This window comes from Thermus sp. LT1-2-5 (assembly GCF_040363165.1).
Classification (GTDB): domain Bacteria; phylum Deinococcota; class Deinococci; order Deinococcales; family Thermaceae; genus Thermus.
Genome location: NZ_BSRG01000002.1, coordinates 1 through 19,985, shown reverse-complemented (window position 1 = coordinate 19,985; position 19,985 = coordinate 1). Strand labels below are relative to the sequence as shown.

Below are 19,985 nucleotides of genomic sequence, written 5' to 3'. Positions count from 1 at the left end.
TATGGGGGTAATTGGTGTCAAGCCCGCGCAACGTGAGGTCTCTCTCTATGAAGGGGCGACGTCATCTGTTATATTTGTCAAAGGACGTACCCCTACGGGGGTATCCAGCTTAAGGAGGAAGCGATGCCGTTACTGGGACCCAAGGAGCAAGAGATCGTTCGCGAGCGGCTTTCTAGCCTTACCCGGGATGTGGAGATGGTGCTCTTTACCGACTCTTCCACCCTCATCGCCCCGGGCAAGGAACCCTGCCTTTACTGCAAGGAAACCAAGCAGCTCTTGGAGGAGCTCGCCCCCCTTTCCGACAAGCTCCACCTGGTGGTCTACGACCTCGCCACCCCCGAGGGGCAGGAGATGGCCAAGACCTATAAGGTGGAGGCGGCCCCCACCCTGATCCTGCGGGAAAAGGGCTCGGAGGCCATTAACCTCCGCTACCGGGGGATTCCGGCGGGATACGAGTTCGCCAGCCTCCTCGAGGACCTGGAGATGCTGGGCCGCGATGGGCACGGCCTGCCGGAAAACGTGGTCCAGGAGCTTAACAACCTTCCCGAGGAGGTGCGGCTCCAGGTTTTCGTCACCCCCACCTGCCCCTACTGCCCGCAGGCGGTGCGCACCGCCCACCGCATGGCCTACGCCTCCTCCAAGGTCTGGGGCGAGATGATCGAGGCCAACGAGTTCCCCGAGCTTTCCAATCGCTACCACATCCACGGGGTGCCCGACACCATCATCAACGAGGGCAAGGAGCGGGTGTTGGGGGCCCAGCCCCTTTCCCAGTTCCTCCAGGCCATCCGCAAGGCCGTGGGGGTTCGGGCCTAAGATGACCCGCCGCGCCCTTCTCGCCCTTCTTCCCCTCTTCCTCTTCGCCTGCGGTCCCAAGGGGAGCTACCAGAACGTGTCCCCGGAGGAGCTCTACCGGGCCTTGAGCGCCGGGGCCATGGTGGTGGACGTGCGCACGCCTGCGGAGTTCGCCCAAGGCCACGTGCCGGGAGCGGTGAACCTCCCTGTGGAGGAGGTGGCCCGTTGGGCGGATACCCTCCCCAAGGACAAGCCCGTCTACCTCTACTGTCGTAGCGGCAACCGCAGCCGCCAGGCGGCGGAATACCTGAAAAAGAAGGGCTACACCAACCTCTACAACGTGGAAGGAGGGGTGTTGGCCATCGCGCGGGCAGGCTACCCCTTGGTCCGCTGATGGACGCCTTGCAGGTGGGGCCTTTCGCCATCCCCTGGGCCCGGGTCCAGGTGGCCCTGGCCCTCCTGGCCGGGGTGGTGGTGGCGGAGGTCCTGGCCCGCAGGGTGGACAGGAGGATTGCCCCGTGGGCCTACAACGCCATCTGGGTAGGGCTTCTGGGGGCGCGGCTTGGGTTTGTGCTGGAAAACTTTCCCGTCTACGCCCGCGACCCCCTTTCCATTCTCTACGTCTGGCAGGGGGGTTTTGACCCCCTTTGGGGTATCTTGGCTTCGGGAGGGTACACGCTCATGGTTTTGCCCAAGCACCTTTGGCGCTACGCCCTGGTGGCCGCTTTGGCGGCGGGTCTCGTGGCGGGGCTTTTCCTTCGCGGGGGTGGCCGGCAGGAGGGGGGGCTTCCCGCCCTTACCCTCACCACCTTGGGGGGCACCCCGGTGAACCTCCAGGAGTTCCGGGGCAAACCCCTGGTCCTGAACGCCTGGGCCACCTGGTGCCCCCCCTGCCGCCGCGAGCTGCCCATGATGATGCGCTTGAGCCAGGAAAACCCCGAGGTGCGCTTCGCCTTCGTGAGCCAGGGGGAGGGTCCGGCGGTGGTGCGGAGCTTCTTGGAACAGGAGGGGCTGGCGGCGGACTGGGTCCTGCTGGACCCGGAAACCCAGCTTTCCCAGGCCCTTGGGGTGCAGGGCCTGCCCACCACCTTCTTTTTTGACCGGGAGGGGCGGCTTGTGGCCCGGCACCTGGGAGAGCTTTCCGAGGCGGTGCTTTTAGGCTACCTGCGGGCCTTGCGCTAGGCCCCGGCGGAGAGGAGCTTCTCCTTGCCCCCCACCACGGTCCTCAGGTGGACGGGGCGGCCCCAGAGGCGGTGGAGGTTTTCCAAGACCGCCTGGGTTTTTCTCAGGTCCAGCTCTGCCCCCTCGTAGGCGTGGGCCAGGAGGAGCTCGCCCCGGTTTTGGTAGTTGGCGTCAAGGAGCTCCACGATGGGGTAGCCGGCGTTGGTGAGGCGGAAGAGGAGGGCTTGCTTGGCTTGGGGGAAGGCTTCCAGCTCCCCTGGGGAGAGGAGGCGCTGGCGCAGGGCGAACTCGAGGGTGAGGAATTCCTCCAGGAAGCTCAGGTCGGTGTGGACGGTGCGCACCTGGAAAAGCTTTTTTCGCCCCTCTCCCGTGGGCCTTTCGTAGCGGAGCTTTTCCCCCAGGGGCAAGGCCTCGTACTCCGGGCCGAAGCGCCCCTTATCCCAGCGCTCCTCCACCTCTTGGAGCAGGAGGTAGCCTAAGCGGTAGGGGTTGAGCCCGTGGGGGGCAAGGAGGCCCGCCTGCAACTCGGCGAACTCCACCGCCTCCTCCGGGGTGAGGAGGGGGAGGAGGAGCTTGGTGTGCCAGTAGGTGGCCCAGCCCTCGTTGAGGATCTTGGTGGCCGCCTGGGGCACGTAGTAGAGGCTTTCCTCCCGGATAATCTCCAGGATCCCCTTTTGCCATGGAGCCAGGGGAGCGTGCCGGGCCAGGAACCCTAGGATGTCCCGGGTAGGCTTTGGGGGCAGGGGCTTGGGCTTGGCCCCCTCCTCCGCCTCCTTGGGAAACTCGGGGGGCGGGTTGACGAAGGGGTCCAGGTAGGGGCGGACCCGAAGGCGCTTTGGGGCCTCTTCCTCCTCTTCCTCAGGCCGTTGGATGTAGGGGGCGTGGGGGTCGATGAGGTTCTCCAGGGAGAGGGCCAGGTCCAGAAACTCCTCCACCGCCTTGGCCCCGTGCCGCTCCATGGCCTTTTCCACGTAGGCGGCGTGGTGGGCCATCTCCGCCAGCATGTCCTTGGGGATGGGCTTGAAGGCCAGGTTGTGGTGGAAGAAGTCGGCGTGGGCGTAGACGTGGGCCATGACCAGCTTCTGGGCCAGGAGGGTGTTTCCCCGGAGGAGGTAGGCCTGCACGGGGTGGGTGTTCACCACCAACTCGTAGATGCGGCCGAGGCCATAGCGGTAGGTTTCCCGGTAGCGCAGGTACTCGCTTCCCCAGCGCCAGTGGGGGTAGCGGCGGGGGAAGCCCCCGTAGGCGGCCAGCATGGCCATCTCCTCTGGGGTTACCTCCTCGAAGAGGACGGGAGGGAAGGAGAGGCCTTCCGCCTCCGCCCTTTCCCGCAGGCGCTGGGCCCACCGGCGAAGCTCCTTCTCCACGCTTACCCTCCCAAAAGGCGCCTTAGGGCGGTGGGCAGGTCCTCCCGGCCCCGCACCTCGGCGGTGGCGAGGCCCGCCTGGCCCGCCAAAGCGTCCCGCACCTCGTCCAGGAAACGGCCCTGGCCGTATGGCCCCTGCACCTGGGCGTAGCCGTAAAGGGCGAGGGTGGGGAGGAGGCGGCGCAGGGCCTCGAGGGCGATGGGGGTATCCCCCTGCCAGTTCTCCCCGTCGGAGAAATGGTAGAGGTAGCGGTTGTAGAAGGCCTCGGGGTAGGCCTTGAGGATCTCCTCGGCCAGGAGGAGGGCGCTGGAAAGCCGCGTCCCCCCTCCCTCTTGGGCGCGAAAGAACTCCTCCTCGGAAACCTCCCAGGCCTCGGCGTCGTGGAGGAGGTAGCGCCGCTCCAGGCGGGGGAAGTGGCGCTTGATCCAGAGGGTGATCCAGAAGGAAAGGGTCTTCACCAGCCGAAGCTCTTCGTCCCGCATGCTTCCGGAAACGTCCAAGGCGAAGAGGACCACCGCCTGGGCGTGGGGCTTGGGCCGCTTCTTGGGGGCCTTGTAGCGGAGGTCCTCCTTCTGGGGAAGCAGGCGGGGCTCTTCCGGCCGATACTCCCCGGTGAGGAGGGCCCTTTTCAGGCTTTCCTTCAGGGTGCGGCGCACGTGGCGGAGCCCCCGGGGCCCCGTGCGAGCGATGGTGGTGTAGCGAAAGGCCTCCTCCGTCACCTCCCCCTCCCCCTTGGGCAACAGGCGGGGTAGGCGCAAGGCCTCCCCCATGAGCTCTAAAAACTCCTCCAGCTCCAGCTCCGCCACGGGGATGTGCCCCCCCTCCCCCAGGGCCTCGTCCCCGGGTCCCCCAAGGCCGAAGCCCTCCCCCAAGGGGTCCCCGTAGACGATCTTGGGGAGCTCCAGCTGGGGCAAGGGGATGGAAACGAGCCGCCCTTCCACCTGCCCGAAGAGCTCCTCCCGGGTGAGGAACTCCCGCGCCCTTTTCTTCACTTCCCCCCGCACGATCTCTTTGAAGCGCTCCAGGTCGCGGGCGATGGGCAAAAAGCCTTCCCCTCTCGTCATCGTTCGCTCCGGGCGAAGAGGGAGGCGGCGAACTCCAAGACGCCGCTGGCGCAGTGCTCGCAGTAGCCGTAGTCCCGGATGAGCCTCGCCTTCACCACGTCGATCTTGGCCTGGGTTTCCGGGTCCACCACCCCGGAGACCAAGGCGGAAAGCCGGATGGTGTCCTTCTGGTCCTCAAAGAGCTTGAGCTCGAGGGCGCGGCGCAGGCGGTCGTTATCCTTGTAGGTGAAGGGTTTCCCCTCCAGGGCCAGGGCCCCGATGTAGTTCATGATCTCGCGGCGGAAGTCGTCCTTGCGGGACTCGGGGATCTCAATCCTTTCCTCCACCGAGCGCATGAGCCGTTCGTTGGGCGGCTCGGGGGCGCCGGTGTAGGGGTTTTTCACCTTCTCCCCCAGCACGTAGGCCTTCACGTGGTCGATGTAGTTGTGGAAGAGGCGGTTCAAGGCCTCCTCATCGGCAGCGATGGCCCTTTGCACCTCGTTTTTCACGATCTCGGCGTACTCCGCCTTCACCTCCTGCAAGAGGGCCTTGTAGCGCTCCTTGGTCTTCTCGTCGGAGATCAGGGAATGGTGCTTCAGGCCCTCTTCCAGCTCGTTCATCACCATGAAGGGATTGATGCAAGGCTCCTCGCTGGTGACCAGGACGTTGGAGATCTTGTCCTGGATGTAGCGGGGGCTAATGCCCTCCAAGCCCTCCCGCTTGGCCTCCTGCATGAGCTCCCGCACCGCCTCCTCCGTCCAGCCGGGAAGGAGCTTGCCGTCGTAGAGCTTGAGCTTCTGCATCAAGGTGAGCCCAGCCCGCTTCGGGGGCTCCAGCCGGGTCAAGACGGCCCAGGTGGCGGCCATCTCCAGGGTGTGGGGGGCGATGTGCTTGGCCCGCACCTTGGCGAAGTCGCGTTGGTAAATCTTTACCTCGTCGGAAACCCGGAGGATGTAGGGGACGTCGATCTTGATGGTGCGGTCCCGCAGGGCCTCCATGTACTCGTTGGCCTGGAGCTTTCGGTACTCGGGTTCGTTGGTGTGGCCCAAAATGATCTCGTCTATGTCCGTCTGGGCGAACTTCTTGGACTTGATCTTGTGCTCCTGGCTGGCGGTGAGGAGGTCGTACAGGAAGGCCACATCCAGCTTCAGGATCTCGATGAACTCCACCAGGCCCCGGTTGGCGATGTTGAGCTCCCCGTCAAAGTTGAAGGCCCGGGGGTCGGAGTCGGAGCCGTAGATGGCCACCTTGCGGTAGTTGATGTCCCCGGTGAGCTCCGTGGCGTCCTGGTTCTTCTCGTCCTTGGGCTGGAAGGTACCGATGCCCACGCGGTCCTTCTCCGAAAGGACCAGCCGCTTCACCCCCACCTCGTGTTCCAAGACCGCGGCCAGGTCCCCTTGGTAGCGGGCCAGGGCCTCCCGCATCTGGAAGCGGCAAACCGGGCAGAGGTCGCCCTCCACCTCGAGGGGATAGGGGTACTCGGGGTGAAGCGCCCGGAGCTCCGCCAAGAACTCCTCCCGGATCTCCTTGGGTAAGAGGTGCAAGGGCTCCTCGTGCATGGGGCAGGGGAGGGGGCCTTCCTCGGTCTTCCAGTAAAAGGTGTAAAGCTTCCCCTCCTCCGTGCGGCTATACGCCTCCAGGCCCTTCTTGAGGAGGCGGGCGATGGTGCTCTTGGCCGAGCCCACGGGGCCGTGGAGGAGGAGGATGCGCCGCTCCGGGCCCAGGCGGTGGGCCGCCGCCTTCAGGGTGGCCACCAGGCGCATGAGGGGCTTGTCCAGGCCGAAGATGGCGTCCTTGCCCTCCTCGAAGGGGTCGTCAAAAAAGCGGTAGTGGAGGAGCTTCTCCCGGAAGAGGGTGTATTCCTCCACCCCTTGGGCCAGGATCATGTCGTGGACCCGCTGGAAGCTGGTCCTTAGGGGCCTTGGGTCCTCCTTGAGGAGGCGCAGGTAGTCGGCGAAGGGGCCTTCCCAGCTAAGGGCCCGGTAGGCCTCGAGGTTCTGGCGGCGGCGGATGCGCTCCAGCTCGTTCATGTGCGCCCTCCTTCATAGGGGCTTGGCGGGAGTTGTCATAGCTTACCTTCATTGTAGCACGTCCCCGTGGGGAACTGTGCTTCAGGTCCTAGGCAAAGGCGCCCGGAACCCCCATAATAGGGCCTTGGTCCAGAAGGAGTGGACTAGGTTTCGCGCCAGAGCTCGTAAAACCCCCGGGCGTTGTGGAGGACATGGGCCAGGATGCCGGGAAAGAGGCTTCCCGTGTGGAGGTAAGCCCACCCCAAAAGAAGCCCGGCCACGAAGGTGTAAAGGGGGTAGGCGAAGGCCCGTGGCGGGGCGGGGTGGAGGAGGGCGAAGAGAAGGGCCTGTAGGAAAAGTCCACCTGGTCCTAACCAAGCCATCAGAAGGCTCTGTAGGAGGCCCCGAAAAAAAATCTCCTCGGCTATCCCAGAAAGAAAGGCAAGCAGTAGAAGTGCAGGCGGCCCTAATCTTGCCTGCCGTAAGGCTACGCCTAGTTCGCGGTGGAGCCTTTCTACTTCCATAAAGGAGGCGGGGAAAGTCTTTTGGAAAATAACTTCCAAATACCAAAGGGAGAGTAGCAAAGCCACGGCTAGCCATATGCTCTGTTCCCGTTGGGGTGTATCTAAAGGGAGTCCCAGTAAAAGCATGCCTGAAGTTCCCAGGAGAAGAAGCCCCCCTTGTAAGCCAAACAGTAGCCCGAGGTTTCGCATGGGCTAATCTTCCTTCAGCAGAGCGCGCACGAAGCGTAACCGGCTCATTATTCCCCCAGAAAACAGGGCCCAAGGGCTCTCCCCACCAAAGAGGTGGTCACGTATTTCAGTAGGATGAAATCCTTTTTGTTTAAGCCGAATGGCTTGTTCGCGGGTGCGTTCTAGAAAATCCAACTTTGCCGTTAAGGCTCGGAGTGGATTTTCCACAACCCCTGCGTGGGCGCAGAAGAAGTGGCGCGGTTTGAGTTCTATTACCTTCCGTAAGCTTTGGATAAGGGCTTCTACGTCAAAGCCGGGGGGAGCAACGTTGGCCCTCACCGAAAGAAAAAGATCGCCCCCAAAGACCAAGCCCGCCTCTTCGTCATATATGACCACATGATCGGGTGCATGTCCTGGTGTGGGGAGGATGAAAAAAGACCCTACCCGCTCCGCAGCTTGGGCGCGGACGGGTTTCAGTGTTCCCCATACTAGACGTCGGTAAAAGGAGAGGGAAGGGGGATTTTGTAAGAGGTGTGCCGCTTCTTTTCCGGTGAAAATAGGCAGGGAAAGGCGGGCCGCTCCCCCAGCATGGTCCTCATGGGTGTGGGTGATAAAAAGGACTTCCGCACGGCTTGTATAGCGGAAAGTCCGAAGGGGGCCAGCGTCGATTTGGAATCCCTTATATTGATAAATATACACCCCAAAGTTTATCCACCAGGTGAGGGGCGTGACCAAGAAAAGGCTCTCCACGCCAACGCCTAGAGGTTTCCAGTTCCGCATGTACTTAGTATAAAGTGATAGATCTGCTATCAAGTACATCTGGTCGATTTGGGCTAAACCTCAAGGATTTTTTTGGGGCGGAACGCCAAGGCGTCGGCCGAAACCAAGTGGAGGGGAATCCCTTGGTATGCCGAGGGAAGCTTGCCAGGGTCCGCTCCGTGAAGGTGGCCATAGACAATCGCGTCCGGCTTGGCCTGGGCGGCCAGGTGCAAAAGGGGCGTGACCTCCCCCCCGGGGCCGAAGGGGGGAAAGTGGAAGGCCACCACCAGGTAGCGGTAGGTCTTGCCCCTTAGGTCGTTTAGGGATAGCTTGAGCCTTTCCACCTCACGGGCGAAGATCTTTTCGTCCTCGAGGCTCGGGGGTGGGTACTGCCAGCCCCGGGTGCCGGCCACCGCCACCCCTTCCAGGACCAGGGCGTCGTTTTGCAGGGCGTACATCCCGGGGGGCAAGACGGCCCGTAGGCGGCTGATGGAGGGCCACCAGTAATCGTGGTTGCCCTTGAGGAGCACCTTCTTCCCGGGCAGGGCGGCGAGGTCTAAGAGGTCGGGAATGGCCTCGCCGAGGCGCATGGCCCAGGAGATGTCCCCCGGGACGAGGACCAGGTCCCCTTCCCCCACCACCTCCCGCCAGCCCCGGAAAAAGGCCTCGGGGTGCCCCTGCCAGGCGGGGCCGAAGACGGTCATGGGCTTGGGATGGACGCGGGAGAGGTGGGGGTCGGCGATGGCATAGACCCGCATGGGCCATAGCGTACCCTAAAGGGGTGGGGAAGACGGAAGCCTTGGCCTTTGCCCTCAAGCTCCTGGCCCGCCGGGGCCTGAGCCGGGCCCGCCTTCGGGAAAAGCTCCTCGCCCGCTTCCCTGAGGCGGAGGCGGAGGCGGCCTTGGCCCGCCTGGAGCAACTCGGCTACCTGGACGACCGGGCCTTCGCCGAAACCTTCGTGGCCGCCCGGCGCAAGTACGGCCCTGCCAAGCTCCGCCACCTCCTCTTGGCCCAGGGGGTGGCGGAGGAGGTGGTGGAGGAGGTGCTGGGGGAGGTGGGGGAAGAGGAGGTCTTGCAGGCGGCCCTAAAGGTGCTCCGCCGCTATCCCCGCCGCCACGACCAGGTCAAGGCGGTGCGCTTCCTGCAGGGGCGGGGCTTTCCCTTGGGGGTGGCGCTGGAGGCCTACCGGCTTGCCAAGGAGGAGGAAAACGGGTAAAAAGGGCCCATGCCCGAGGTGCGCGCCGAGCGCTATATCCCGGCCCCTCCCGAGAAGGTCTACGCCCTGGCCAAAGACTTGGAGGGGCTAAAGCCCTACCTCAAGGAGGTGGAAAGCCTCAAAGTGCTCGCCCAGGAAGGCTCCCGCACCCGGAGCGAGTGGGTGGCGGTGGCCATGGGCAAGCGGGTGCGCTGGGTGGAGGAGGAGGAGTGGGACGACGCCAACCTCAGGAACCGCTTCTTCTCCCCCGAGGGGGATTTTGACCGCTACGAAGGCACCTGGGTGTTCTTGCCCGAGGGGGAGGGGACCCGGGTGGTCCTCACCCTCACCTACGAGCTCACCATCCCCATCTTCGGGGGGCTCTTGCAGAAGCTGGTGCAAAAGCTTATGCAAGAGAACGTGGAAAGCCTCCTCAAGGGCCTGGAGGAGCGGGTCCGGTCCGCCTAGTTGCGCAAGCTGCCCGTTTGTTCTAGCATGGGCCCTGAAGCCGCCCATGTTTTTGCCGAACGGGGTGGCCTAAGAGCTTTCAGGAGGTCAAAGTGGAAACGTTGCGCGTCTCTTCCAAGTCCCGCCCCAACTCCGTGGCCGGCGCCATCGCGGCGCTTTTGCGCACCAAAGGCGAGGTGGAGGTCCAGGCCATCGGGCCCCAGGCGGTGAACCAGGCGGTGAAGGCCATTGCCATCGCCCGGGGCTACATCGCCCCCGATAACCTGGACCTGGTGGTCAAGCCCGCCTTCGTCAAGCTGGACCTGGAGAACGAGGAGCGGACCGCCCTGAAGTTCAGCATCAAGGCGCATCCCCTGGAGTCTTGAGGGCCGCGAACCCTAGGGCCCTGGCCCTCGCCCTCCTCCTCGAGGTGGAGCGCGGGGGAAGGGCTCAGCAGCTTTTGGACCGAGCCCTGGACCGGGTGGCGTGGCCGGAGCGGGACAAGGCCTATGCGACCCACCTGGTCTACGGCGCCTTGCGTCGGCTTCGGCTTTTAGACCACCTCCTCGCCCCCCACCTGCCGCAACCGGAGAAGCTCCCTCCCCTGGTGCGCTGGGCCTTGCGCCTGGGGGCTTTGGAGTGGCTCTTGGGCAAGCCGGACCACGCCCGGGTAAGCCCCTGGGTGGAAGCGGTGAAGGGGCGCTACCCCCGGCTTGCGGGGCTCGTGAACGCCGTTTTGCGCCGCCTGGAGCCCAGGGGGGCTCCGGAGTGCGTGCGCCTCTCCCTCCCCGACTGGCTTTGCGAGGAGTGGCGGGGCTTTTTCGGGAGCCTGGCCTTCGCCGAGGGGTTCAACCAGCCGGCACCCCTTTTCGTCACCGCCTTGCGCCCGGTGGAGGGGCTAAGGCCAGGGCCTATCCCCGATAGCTACGTCTGGGAGGGCCCCAAGACCGACTTTTCCGCCCTCGGCCTCCAGCCGCAAAACCCCGCCTCCCTCTTCGCCGCTAAGCTCCTGGAGGCGGAGCCGGGGGAGAGGGTTTTGGACCTCTGCGGCGGGGCGGGGCTAAAGGCCTTCTACCTGGCAAGCCGCGGGGCGGAGGTGATTTCCTATGACCTAAACGCCAAGCGGCAGGAGGCGGGGAAGCGCACGGCCAAGAAACTCGGCCTCCAGGTGGCCTACCGCACCCAAGACCTCACCGCTCCCATTCCCGAGCGGGGGAAGAAGGTGCTTCTGGACGCCCCCTGCACCGGCACCGGCACCTTCCGTACCCATCCCGAGCTTCGCTACCGCCTGGCTCTCGAGGACCCCGGCCGCATGGCTGAGCTCCAAGGCAAGCTCTTGGAAACCGCCGCCTCCGCCACGGAAGCGGGGGGGGTGCTGGTCTACGCCGTCTGCTCCCTCACGGAGGAGGAGGGGGAAGGGGTGGCCAGGGCGTTTTTGGCCCGCCATCCCGAGTTCGTTCCCGAGCCTTTCCCTTGTCCTTTGCCCGTGCTGCGGCAGGGCTTAGGGGTTTACGTGGCCCCGGAAGGGGGTCTGGACGGGTTTTATTACCTGCGCCTGCGGAAGGTAGACTCTAGGGCATGAGGCTTGCCTTCTTGGGCCTGGGGAAGATGGGCCGGAGCATCCTAAAAGGGGCCCTGGAACGGGGCTTCCTGCGCCCCGAGGAGGTGGGGGTGGTGGGGCGCACCCCCGAGCGCACGGAGGAGCTGGCGCGCGCCTTTGGCATAAGGCCTTTGCAGATAAGGGACCTGGCCCGGGTGGAGCGGGTGCTCCTGGCGGTGCAACCCCGGGACTTCCCCCACCTGGCCCCCGAGATCGCCTTTCCCCAGGTGGGCTACCTCTCCATCATGGCCGGGGTGTCCACCGCGGTCCTTGCCCGCAGGCTGGACACGCGGCGGGTGGTGCGGGCCATGCCCAACCTGGCGGCCATGATCGGGGAGAGCTCCACCGCCCTCACCGCCTTGTGCGAGGCCCAGGAGGCGGGGGACTTGGACTTTGCCCGCGCCCTTTTCGCCACGGTGGGGGATGTGTACGAGATCCCGGAGCACCTCTTCGACCCCTTCACCGCCATGTCCGCCTCCGCCCCCGCCTACCTGGCGGTGGTGGCGGAGGCCTTGGCGGACGCCGGGGTCAAGATGGGCATGCCCCGGGCCCTGGCCCTGCGCCTGGCGGCGGAGGCCTTGGCGGCCACGGGGGAGCTCCTCAAGACCCGCCACCCGGCGGCGCTCAAGGACGAGGTGGCAAGCCCCGGGGGCACCACCATTCACGGCCTCCACGCCCTCGAGGCCCGCGCCCTCCGCGCCGCCTTCTTTGAGGCGGTGGAGGCCGCCACCCGGAGGGGGCACGAGCTCGGGGAGGCGGAGTAGGTGCGCCTCTTGGCCCTTCTTCCCCTTTTCCTCGTGGCCCTGGCCCAGGTCCTGCCCCCCGGTGGGGGCCAGTACGCCTACGGGGACGGCACCCGGCAGCACCTCCTCCCCACCCCGGAGGGCTACCGCCTCCGCTACTTTAAGGACGAGCGGCTTTTCCGGGAGGACCGGCTCCGCCTTACCCCGGAAGGGGTGTACCTCCTTGGGGTGGGCTTTCCCGAGGGGTACTTTCCCTTTGAGCCCCCCCTCCTCCTCTACCCGGCCCGGCTCTTCCCCGGGGCGGCCTGGGGGGGAAGCGCCCGCTTCCGGGGACAGCGGGTGGCCCTTTCCGCTCGAGTGGAGGCCGTGGAAGGGGTGAGGGTGAAGGCGGGGGCCTTCAACGCTTACCGGGTGCGGGTGGCCTACACCACGGAAAAGGGGGGGACCGATCTCAAGGAGCTTTATGTGGTGCTGGGCCTGGGGGTGGTGGCCTATCGGGCAGGAGGGGTATGGGTGGAGCTCCTCCGCTTCACCCCAGGTGCGCCTTGAGGTAGTAGCGGAGGATTTCCCGGTACATGCGCATCCGGTGGAAGAAGCCGGGGAGAAGGCCCCGCTTCTCCTCCTTCATCACCTGGCTCACCCCGGGAAGGGGTAGGTAGCGCACCCGCCAGCCCTGGGCCTTGGCGTGGCGGGTGAGGAGGAGTTCCAGGTCGTAGCGGGCCCTTTCCAAGCCGGGCACCCCCGTTAGCGCCCTGGTGGCCAGGGCCCTTTGCCCCGAGAGGAAGGGGGTGAGGCGCATGGCCAGGTCCGTGGATAGCCTCCCCCCTTGGAAGACGCCCACGGTCATCTCCGCCTCCCCGGAACGCACGGGGTTCAGGAGGGCGTGGAGGTGTTCAGGCCTGAGCCCGAGAAGATCGGCGTCCAGGAGGATCACGTAAGGGGTGGCCACCCGCCTGAGCCCTGCGGCGATGGCCCCGCCCTTGCCCCGGTTCTCCCCCAGGCGCACCACCTCCGCCCCCGCTGCCTGGGCCCGTTCCGCCGTGGCGTCCTCGGACCCGTCGTCCGCCACCACCACGGGAAAGCCCGCCTCCTTGGCTACCCGCACCACTTGGGCGATGGTGGCGGCCTCGTTGTAGGCGGGGATCAGGACCGTGGCCTCCATCAGCCCCCCAGAAGCCGCCTCAGGTCCTGAAAGGTGACGAGGAGGACCAGAAGGACAAGGAACAGGAAGCCCAGGTAGTGGACCACCGCCTCCTGCTCGGGGCGGATGCGGAGGAAGCGGGCGAGGAAGAGGAGGAGGATGCGCCCCCCGTCCAGGGCGGGGATGGGCAGGAGGTTAAAGAGGGCCAGGGAGAGGTTGATGGCCGCCGCCAGCTCCACCAGGCGGAAAAGCCCCTCCTGCGCCGCCTTGCCCGTTTCCGCCACGATGCCTACGGGCCCCATGACCCCGCTATCGGGGTTCCCGGCAAGGACCCCAAGAAGCCCCTTTACCAGGGCCCGCACCATCTCCGGGCCGAAGGCCAGGGTGCGGTGCGCCGCCAAGGCGAGCCCTTCCGCAAAGCCCACCTTGCGGTAGGCCACCTCGGGCTGGTAGACCACCCCAAGCCGCTCCATCCCCGCCTCCCAGGCGAGGGTGAGCTGGACCTCTTCCCCCTGGCGCAGGAGGGAAAGGGTGTGGGTGCCGGGGGTCTTGACCCGTTCCAGGTCTTGGGGCCTTTGGAAGGGGGTGCCGTCCACGGCGAAGAGGATGTCCCCGGGCTTTAGCCCCACCCTTTCCGCCACGCTTCCCGGTATGACCTCCAGGACCACCGCCCGCCCCGTGGCCTCGGGAACCCCTTGGGCGCTGAAGAGGTAGCCCAAAAGCCCCCAGGCCAGAAGGACGTTCATCGCCACCCCCGCCACCAGGACGAGGAGTTTGCCCAGGAAGGGGAGGGTGTCGTAGCCCCGGCCCCGCTCCTCGGGGAGAAGCCCTTCGATGTCGGCGTAGCCGCCTAAGGGGATGGCGGAAAGCCGCCACTCGGTGCCGAAGGCCTCCCGCCTCAGGAGGACGGGGCCGAAGCCCACGCTGAAGGCCTTGACCCGCACCCCCTGGAGGCGGGCGGCCAGGTAGTGCCCGAGCTCGTGCACGAAGACGCTCACGCCGATAATGAGGAGGAACCAAAGAAGGCTCATGTCCACCTCTTGGCCTCTTCCCGGGCCCAAGCGTCCACGGCGAAGAGGTTCTCCCATGTTAGGGGAAGGCTGGGGGTGGCTTCCAGGACCCGGGCTAGGATCGTGGGGATGCGGGGGAAGGGGATCCGGCCCGCCAGGAAGGCTTCCACCGCCACCTCGTCGGCGGCGGAAACCGCCACCTGCGCCACCCCGCCCCTTCTACCCGCCTCGTAGGCTACCCCCAGGGCGGGGAAGCGGTTTAGGTCGGGCTCCAGGAACTCCAGGACCCCGGGGAGGGGAAGGTCCTTTAGGGGGGTTTCCGCCCGCTCGGGGTGGGTGAGGGCGTACTGGATGAAAAGCCGCATGTCCGTGGGGCCGAGCTGGGCCTTTAGGTTGCCGTCTCGGAAGCGCACCAGGCCGTGGACGTAGGCCTGGGGGTGGATGAGGACCTTGATCTTCTCTAGGGGAAAGCGGAAGAGCTCCTTGGCCTCCAGGACCTCGAGGCCCTTGTTGAACAGGGTGGCGGAGTCCACGGTGACCTTGGGGCCCATCCTCCAGCGGGGGTGGTTCAGGGCCATCTCTGGGGTTACCTGGGAGAGGTCTTTGGGCTCCTTGAGGAAGGGGCCGCCGCTTGCCGTGAGGATGAGCTCGGCCACGTCCTCCCGCCTCTCCCCTAAGAGGGCCTGGAAGAGGGCGGAGTGCTCCGAGTCCACGGGGAGGATCTCGGCTCCGTGGGCCTCCACCTCTTGCCATAGGAGGGGCCCCGCCGCTACCATGGCCTCCTTGTTGGCCAGGGCCAGGCGCTTGCCCGTCTTCACCGCCACGCGGGTGGGGGAAAGGCCAGCCAGGCCCGGGATGGCCGCCACCGCCACCTCCGCCTCGAGGGCGGCCACCTCCTCCGGGGTGCCGAGCCTAAGGCCGGGAAAGCGCGCCCTGAGCTCGGGGTGGAGGCTTTCCTCTGCCGCCACCAGGAGAGGTTGCCACTCGGCGATCTGCTGCGAAAGCGCTTCCAGGTTCTTCCCTGCGGCCAGGCCCACCACCCGATAGCCCCGCCAGCGGCAGACCTCCAGGGCCTGCCTGCCGATGGAGCCCGTGGAACCCAGGATCACCACCCGTTTCATGTGAAGAGCACCACCAGGAAGTAGGTGAGGGGGAAGGTGAAAAGAAGGCTATCTATGCGGTCCAAAAGCCCCCCGTGCCCGGGCAGGAAACGCCCCGAGTCCTTCACCCCGGCGAAGCGCTTGAGCATGGACTCCGCCAGGTCGCCGAGTTGCGCCGCCAAGGAGAGGAGGAGGCTAAAAAGCCAAAGCTCCAAAAGGCCAAAGGGAAAGACCTCCCGCACCAGCCCGGTGTAAGCCAAGAGGGCCAAGAAGCTCACCAGGATGCCGCCTAAGGAGCCCTCGAGGGTCTTCCCCGGGCTGATCTCCGGGGCGAGCTTCCGGCGGCCGAAAGCCCGGCCCACGAAGTAGGCCCCGATGTCCGTGGCGAAGCTGGCCACGATGGGTAGGCTTAGGGTCCAAAGCCCCAGACGACCATCGGGGATTTCCCGCAGGAGGAGGACGTAGCCCAGGCTCCAGGGTAGGTAGAGGAAGGCGAAAAGGGTGAAGGCGAAGCGGGTGAGGTCGGCGCCCCGCAAAAGCTCGTAGCTGAAGCTGGCCATGAGGAAAAGCCCCAAGGCTACCTCCCGCCAGGGTACCTGGGGGAAGTGCCAGTAAAGGGCGGGCAAGGAAAAGAGGTAGATGCCCACGCCCCCCAGGTAGAAAAGGGGCAGGTTGAGGCGGACGCCCCGCCGGACCAGCATATCCCTTAGCTCGAGCCCACCCAGGAGGAGGACCAGGACCAAGGTGGGCAGGATCAGGGCTACCCCGGCCCAAAGGACCAGGAGGAGAAGCCCCGCCCCCACCAGGGCGGAAGCCACCCGGGTGGGGAGGTCCTCCCGCCCGATCATCCCGCACCCCCCCTAAAGGGGGGTGGCTTGCCCACCCCTAGCGCCGGCACGCCGCCCCTCGCCCTGGGCCTAGCCCAGGATCTCCTGCTCCTTCTTCTCCAAGAGCTCGTCCGCCTTGGCGATGAACTCGTCGGTGATCTTTTGGATCTCCGCCTCGGCTCGCTTGGTGTCGTCCTCGGAGAGGTGGAGGTCCTTAGCGAGCTTTTTGAGCTTTTCCAGGGCCTCGCGGCGGATGTTGCGGATGGCCACCCGGCCCTCCTCGGCGTAGTGGCGGGCTGCCTTCACCAGCTCCTTGCGCCGTTCCTCCGTGAGGGGAGGGATGTTGATGTAAAGGGCGTCCCCCTTGTTGGCGGGGTTGAGGCCGAGGTCGGAGTCGCGGATGGCCTTCTCAATGGCCTTGAGGGCGTTTTGGTCCCAGGACTGGACCACCAGGGTCCGGGCATCCGGAGCGCTGACGGTGGCGATCTGGTTGAGCGGGACGTGGGTGCCGTAGTACTCCACCTTGAGGTGGAGGAGCAAAGCGGGGTTAGCCCGTCCCGAGCGCAGGCCCGCTAGGTTGTGCTCCAGGGCCTCGAGGCTCTTTTGCATGTGGCTTCGGGTTTCCGCATAAAGCTCCTTCAGGGTCATGGCGCCTCCTTTCTAGGTGTGGATGAGGGTGCCCACCTTTTCCCCCTGGATAATACCCACCAAGGCGCCCGGCTTGAAGATGTCAAACACCACGATGGGAAGCCCCGCCTCCATGCAGAGGGTGATGGCGGTGGTGTCCATGACCTGGAGGCCGCGGTTTAGGACCTCCAGGTAGGTGAGTTCCTCGAAGCGCACGGCGTTGGGGTTCTTGCGGGGGTCATCGGAGTAGACCCCGTCCACCTTGTTCTTGGCCATGAGGACCACCTCGGCCCCCACCTCCAAGGCCCGGAGGGCAGCGGCGGTGTCGGTGGAGAAGAAGGGGTTGCCCGTGCCCCCGCCGAAGATGACGATGCGCTCCTTCTCCAGGTGCCTTAGGGCGCGGCGGCGGATGTAGGGCTCTGCCACCTGGGTGATGGTGAGGGCGGTCTGGACCCGGGTGGGGATGCCCAAGGCCTCCAGGGCGTCTTGCAGGGCCAAGGCGTTCATGATGGTGGCCAGCATGCCGATGTAGTCGGCGGTGGCCCGGTCCATGCCCACGCCTTGGCGCGCCCCGCGCCAGAGGTTTCCCGCCCCGATGACGATGGCGAGTTGCACCCCGGTTTCGTAGGCGGCCTTTATCTCCCGGGCCAAGGCCTTGGTGGCCTCGGGCTCTATGCCGAAGCCGTTGGAGGTTAGGAACTCGCCGGAAAGCTTGAGGAGGACGCGCTTGTACTTCATGGCTTTAGGAAAAACCGGGGCCCTTGGCGTTGGGGCCCCGGCTTGGCCGCATGGGTTACGCCCCCAGTTCCAAGCGGCAGAAGCGCCGCACCACGATGTTTTCCCCGGTCTTGGCGATGGCCTCTTGGATGAGCTCCTTCACCTTGACCTTATCGTCCTTGACGAAGGGCTGCTCCAGGAGGACCACCTCCTCCAGGTACTTCTTCAGGCGGCCTTCGGCGATCTTTTCGGCGATCTGCTGCGGCTTGCCCTCGTTGAGGGCGGCTTGGATGTAGATCTGCCGCTCCTTCTCCAGCTCCTCCGCCGGGATTTCCTCGGCGGAGATGTAGCGGGGGTTCATCATGGCGATGTGCATGGCCAGATCCTTGGCCAGGGCCTGGAAGAGCTCGTTGCGGGCCACGAAGTCGGTTTCGCAGTTCAGCTCCACCAACACCCCCACCCGCTGGTTGTGGTGGATGTAGTGGCCGATGATCCCTTCGCGGGCCTCCCGCTCAGCCTTCTTAGCGGCTTTCATGGCCCCCCGCTCCCGGAGGAGTTGTACCGCCTTTTCCTCGTTCCAGCCGGCGTCCTCCAGGGCCTTCTTCACGTCCATCATCCCGGCCCCAGTGGCCTCGCGTAGCTTCTTGATGAGTTCCATCTGGCTCATGCTTCCACCTCGTCCTCGCTGCCGAAGTCCTCGGTGGCCGTCTGGGCCTGGCGCTCCGCCTCTTCTACCAGGGCGTAGGAGGGAGAGGGCTCCACTACTCCACCCCGGGCCTCGATGATGAGGTCCACGGCCCGGGAAAGGATGAGCTGGATGGAGCGGATGGCGTCGTCGTTGCCGGGGATGATGTAGTCCACCAGGTCAGGGTCGGAGTCGGTGTCCGCCAGGGCGATGACAGGGATGAAAAGCTTCCGGGCTTCCCGCACCGCGATGGCCTCCTTGGTGGGGTCCACCACGAAGATGGCGTCCGGCAGGCGCTTTAGGCGGCGGAATCCCGAAAGGTACTTTTGCAGTCGCTCAAGCTCGTGTTGCAGGCGCACCTGTTCCTTTTTGGGACGCTCCTTGATGTCCTCGGAAGCGAAAAGGGCCTCCAGCTCTTCTAGGCGGTTCACCCGCTGGGCAATGGTCTTGAAGTTGGTGAGCATCCCGCCCAGCCAGCGCTGGTTTACGTAGGGCATTCCCGCCCGGTCCGCTTCCATGCGCACGATGTCCTGGGCCTGCTTCTTGGTGCCCACGAAGAGCACCGTGCCGCCCCGCATGGCCAGGTCCTCGAGGAAGCGGAAGGTGCGCTCCAGCTCCACCATGGTCTTCTGCAGGTCAATGATGTGGATGCCGTTGCGCTCCGCATAGATGAAGCGGGCGAACTTGGGGTTCCAACGTTTGCGCTCGTGGCCGAAGTGCACCCCGGCTTCCAAAAGTTCCTTAACGCTGATGTTTACAGGCATATTCCTCCCGTTCGGGGAAGGTTGGGCTTGGCGTTACCCGTGCGCCGGCCTCTTTCCCGCAGGACCTTCCCCTGCCTGGCGGGCTGGTCCGGCACACCTCTCCGATTATAGGGGGGCTTTCCCCTTTGCGTAAGCCCCCCCTATGGGCTATACTCCCTAGGGCGTGGGGCGGTAGCTCAGAGGGAGAGCACCCGCCTTGCAAGCGGGAGGTCAGGGGTTCAAATCCCCTCCGCTCCACCAAGTCCAGGACGCAAAACTCCCGCCTTCACTTCCGAGGGCGGGGGTCACTTTTACAGCGAGTTTGCGGCAATACCACCTTCCATACCCCCAATATCCGAAATGAGGTGGGGACTTCAGGACTTCCCGGAAGTTGGCCAGAGGTTCCTCCTCATGTGGCCTCTGTGGAGGTATAGGCAGTTTCTTGCCCTGGTGCGGTGGGAGCGAGGCATGTTCTTTCCGTTCCTGAGAGCTTGGGTTTCGTTCCGAGATCTGGGGGCAGCGAGGTGCAGAACAGACTTTTGGCCCTTGGTCACAGGGTTTATTTCTCGTCTCTGGGGTACAAGGCGATTTACTAGGTAAGCCCCGCAGCTCTTGACAGGAAAGAAGCTCCCTGGTACCGTAAGGCTTGCGCCGGTTGGACCGGCGGGGGATCTTGAAAGCGCGGGAACGGGCATAAGTCGCAGCACCCAACGCCCTAGTGGCGTTTTTTTGTGGAGAGTTTGATCCTGGCTCAGGGTGAACGCTGGCGGCGTGCCTAAGACATGCAAGTCGGGCGGGCCACGGGGTTTACTTCGTGGTCAGCGGCGGACGGGTGAGTAACGCGTGGGTGACCTACCCGGAAGTGTGGGACAACCCGGGGAAACTCGGGCTAATCCCGCATGTGGTCATGCTTGTTTGGGGCATGATTAAAGGGCGCAAGTCCGCTTCCGGATGGGCCCGCGTCCCATCAGCTAGTTGGTGGGGTAAAGGCCTACCAAGGCGACGACGGGTAGCCGGTCTGAGAGGATGGCCGGCCACAGGGGCACTGAGACACGGGCCCCACTCCTACGGGAGGCAGCAGTTAGGAATCTTCCGCAATGGGCGCAAGCCTGACGGAGCGACGCCGCTTGGAGGAGGAAGCCCTTCGGGGTGTAAACTCCTGAACTGGGGACGAAAGCCCTGGCGAGGGGGATGACGGTACCCAGGTAATAGCGCCGGCCAACTCCGTGCCAGCAGCCGCGGTAATACGGAGGGCGCGAGCGTTACCCGGATTTACTGGGCGTAAAGGGCGTGTAGGCGGTCTGGG

General features: G+C 65.3%; 23 protein-coding genes, 1 tRNA gene and 1 rRNA gene. 11 read left to right on the top strand and 14 right to left on the bottom strand.

Annotation, left to right across the window (positions count from 1 at the left end):
- Window positions 1-123: 123 nt before the first annotated feature.
- The 3 genes from pdo to ABXG85_RS02080 are packed head-to-tail and all read left to right on the top strand — an operon-like array spanning window position 124 to window position 1,974.
- On the top strand, window positions 124-813 hold the full coding sequence (gene pdo / locus ABXG85_RS02090; RefSeq protein ID WP_353512086.1) for a protein disulfide oxidoreductase: 690 nt from the start codon (window positions 124-126) through the stop codon (window positions 811-813).
- Between the two features lies 1 nt (window position 814).
- Window positions 815-1,186 carry a rhodanese-like domain-containing protein gene (locus ABXG85_RS02085; RefSeq protein ID WP_353512085.1) on the top strand — a complete coding sequence of 124 codons (372 nt, stop codon included), beginning with the start codon at window positions 815-817 and terminating at the stop codon, window positions 1,184-1,186.
- The gene (locus ABXG85_RS02080; RefSeq protein WP_353512084.1) at window positions 1,186-1,974 is read left to right on the top strand and encodes a prolipoprotein diacylglyceryl transferase family protein; all 789 of its coding nucleotides are present in this window, start codon (window positions 1,186-1,188) and stop codon (window positions 1,972-1,974) included. The genes ABXG85_RS02085 and ABXG85_RS02080 overlap by 1 nt, the downstream gene beginning before the upstream one ends.
- Here ABXG85_RS02080 and ABXG85_RS02075 read toward each other — a convergent pair.
- From ABXG85_RS02075 to ABXG85_RS02050, 6 genes are all read right to left on the bottom strand, one after another.
- Complete coding sequence (locus ABXG85_RS02075) at window positions 1,971-3,341, bottom strand: SpoVR family protein (RefSeq protein ID WP_353512083.1); 1,371 nt, start codon at window positions 3,339-3,341, stop codon at window positions 1,971-1,973. The genes ABXG85_RS02080 and ABXG85_RS02075 overlap by 4 nt on opposite strands.
- Before the next feature lie 2 nt (window positions 3,342-3,343).
- A complete protein-coding gene (locus ABXG85_RS02070) occupies window positions 3,344-4,405 on the bottom strand; it encodes a DUF444 family protein (protein WP_353512082.1) in 1,062 nt (353 codons plus the stop codon).
- Complete coding sequence (locus ABXG85_RS02065; protein WP_353512081.1) at window positions 4,402-6,414, bottom strand: PrkA family serine protein kinase; 2,013 nt, start codon at window positions 6,412-6,414, stop codon at window positions 4,402-4,404. The genes ABXG85_RS02070 and ABXG85_RS02065 overlap by 4 nt, the downstream gene beginning before the upstream one ends.
- 143 nt (window positions 6,415-6,557) lie before the next feature.
- Window positions 6,558-7,106: a CPBP family intramembrane glutamic endopeptidase gene (locus tag ABXG85_RS02060; protein ID WP_353512080.1), complete on the bottom strand. Its 549-nt coding sequence runs from the start codon at window positions 7,104-7,106 to the stop codon at window positions 6,558-6,560.
- Window positions 7,107-7,109: 3 nt separating this feature from the next.
- Window positions 7,110-7,865, bottom strand: coding sequence for an MBL fold metallo-hydrolase (locus tag ABXG85_RS02055; RefSeq protein WP_353512079.1), 756 nt, complete (start codon window positions 7,863-7,865; stop codon window positions 7,110-7,112).
- A 53-nt stretch (window positions 7,866-7,918) separates the two neighbouring features.
- Window positions 7,919-8,602 (bottom strand): metallophosphoesterase, encoded by a 684-nt coding sequence (locus tag ABXG85_RS02050; protein WP_353512078.1) that lies wholly within the window; start codon window positions 8,600-8,602, stop codon window positions 7,919-7,921.
- Window positions 8,603-8,625: 23 nt separating this feature from the next.
- Here ABXG85_RS02050 and ABXG85_RS02045 point away from each other — a divergent pair, with 23 nt between their 5' ends.
- The 6 genes from ABXG85_RS02045 (at window position 8,626) to ABXG85_RS02020 (ending at window position 12,378) form a co-directional block, all read left to right on the top strand.
- On the top strand, window positions 8,626-9,060 hold the full coding sequence (locus ABXG85_RS02045) for a RecX family transcriptional regulator (protein WP_353512077.1): 435 nt from the start codon (window positions 8,626-8,628) through the stop codon (window positions 9,058-9,060).
- Window positions 9,061-9,069: 9 nt separating this feature from the next.
- On the top strand, window positions 9,070-9,507 hold the full coding sequence (locus ABXG85_RS02040; RefSeq protein ID WP_353512076.1) for a type II toxin-antitoxin system RatA family toxin: 438 nt from the start codon (window positions 9,070-9,072) through the stop codon (window positions 9,505-9,507).
- A 92-nt stretch (window positions 9,508-9,599) separates the two neighbouring features.
- Complete coding sequence (locus ABXG85_RS02035) at window positions 9,600-9,872, top strand: stage V sporulation protein S (RefSeq protein WP_014515944.1); 273 nt, start codon at window positions 9,600-9,602, stop codon at window positions 9,870-9,872.
- Window positions 9,869-11,068 carry an RsmB/NOP family class I SAM-dependent RNA methyltransferase gene (locus ABXG85_RS02030; RefSeq protein WP_353512075.1) on the top strand — a complete coding sequence of 400 codons (1,200 nt, stop codon included), beginning with the start codon at window positions 9,869-9,871 and terminating at the stop codon, window positions 11,066-11,068. Before ABXG85_RS02035 ends, ABXG85_RS02030 begins: the two co-directional genes overlap by 4 nt.
- The gene (proC, locus tag ABXG85_RS02025; RefSeq protein ID WP_353512074.1) at window positions 11,065-11,850 is read left to right on the top strand and encodes a pyrroline-5-carboxylate reductase; all 786 of its coding nucleotides are present in this window, start codon (window positions 11,065-11,067) and stop codon (window positions 11,848-11,850) included. The genes ABXG85_RS02030 and proC overlap by 4 nt, the downstream gene beginning before the upstream one ends.
- A complete protein-coding gene (locus tag ABXG85_RS02020; RefSeq protein WP_353512073.1) occupies window positions 11,851-12,378 on the top strand; it encodes a hypothetical protein in 528 nt (175 codons plus the stop codon).
- Here the strand turns inward: ABXG85_RS02020 and ABXG85_RS02015 are convergent.
- The 8 genes from ABXG85_RS02015 to rpsB all read right to left on the bottom strand — a co-directional run bounded on the left by ABXG85_RS02015 (window position 12,359) and on the right by rpsB (window position 18,700).
- Window positions 12,359-12,991 (bottom strand): glycosyltransferase family 2 protein, encoded by a 633-nt coding sequence (locus ABXG85_RS02015; RefSeq protein ID WP_353512072.1) that lies wholly within the window; start codon window positions 12,989-12,991, stop codon window positions 12,359-12,361. The genes ABXG85_RS02020 and ABXG85_RS02015 overlap by 20 nt on opposite strands.
- Window positions 12,991-14,001 carry a M50 family metallopeptidase gene (locus ABXG85_RS02010; protein WP_353512071.1) on the bottom strand — a complete coding sequence of 337 codons (1,011 nt, stop codon included), beginning with the start codon at window positions 13,999-14,001 and terminating at the stop codon, window positions 12,991-12,993. Before ABXG85_RS02010 ends, ABXG85_RS02015 begins: the two co-directional genes overlap by 1 nt.
- Window positions 13,998-15,101, bottom strand: coding sequence for a 1-deoxy-D-xylulose-5-phosphate reductoisomerase (gene dxr / locus ABXG85_RS02005; RefSeq protein ID WP_353512070.1), 1,104 nt, complete (start codon window positions 15,099-15,101; stop codon window positions 13,998-14,000). The genes ABXG85_RS02010 and dxr overlap by 4 nt, the downstream gene beginning before the upstream one ends.
- Complete coding sequence (locus tag ABXG85_RS02000) at window positions 15,098-15,928, bottom strand: phosphatidate cytidylyltransferase (protein ID WP_353512069.1); 831 nt, start codon at window positions 15,926-15,928, stop codon at window positions 15,098-15,100. The genes dxr and ABXG85_RS02000 overlap by 4 nt, the downstream gene beginning before the upstream one ends.
- Window positions 15,929-15,997: 69 nt before the next feature.
- Window positions 15,998-16,555 (bottom strand): ribosome recycling factor, encoded by a 558-nt coding sequence (gene frr / locus ABXG85_RS01995; RefSeq protein ID WP_039456448.1) that lies wholly within the window; start codon window positions 16,553-16,555, stop codon window positions 15,998-16,000.
- 12 nt (window positions 16,556-16,567) lie between these two features.
- The gene (gene pyrH, locus ABXG85_RS01990; protein ID WP_353512068.1) at window positions 16,568-17,272 is read right to left on the bottom strand and encodes a UMP kinase; all 705 of its coding nucleotides are present in this window, start codon (window positions 17,270-17,272) and stop codon (window positions 16,568-16,570) included.
- Between the two features lie 55 nt (window positions 17,273-17,327).
- Window positions 17,328-17,918 (bottom strand): translation elongation factor Ts, encoded by a 591-nt coding sequence (gene tsf / locus ABXG85_RS01985; RefSeq protein WP_071676419.1) that lies wholly within the window; start codon window positions 17,916-17,918, stop codon window positions 17,328-17,330.
- On the bottom strand, window positions 17,915-18,700 hold the full coding sequence (gene rpsB / locus ABXG85_RS01980) for a 30S ribosomal protein S2 (RefSeq protein WP_353512067.1): 786 nt from the start codon (window positions 18,698-18,700) through the stop codon (window positions 17,915-17,917). Before rpsB ends, tsf begins: the two co-directional genes overlap by 4 nt.
- Before the next feature lie 165 nt (window positions 18,701-18,865).
- Between rpsB and ABXG85_RS01975 the strand changes: the two genes are divergently transcribed.
- Window positions 18,866-18,940: transfer RNA gene (locus ABXG85_RS01975), tRNA-Ala, on the top strand.
- A 467-nt stretch (window positions 18,941-19,407) separates the two neighbouring features.
- Window positions 19,408-19,985: ribosomal RNA gene (locus ABXG85_RS01970) — 16S ribosomal RNA — on the top strand; the annotation flags it as partial.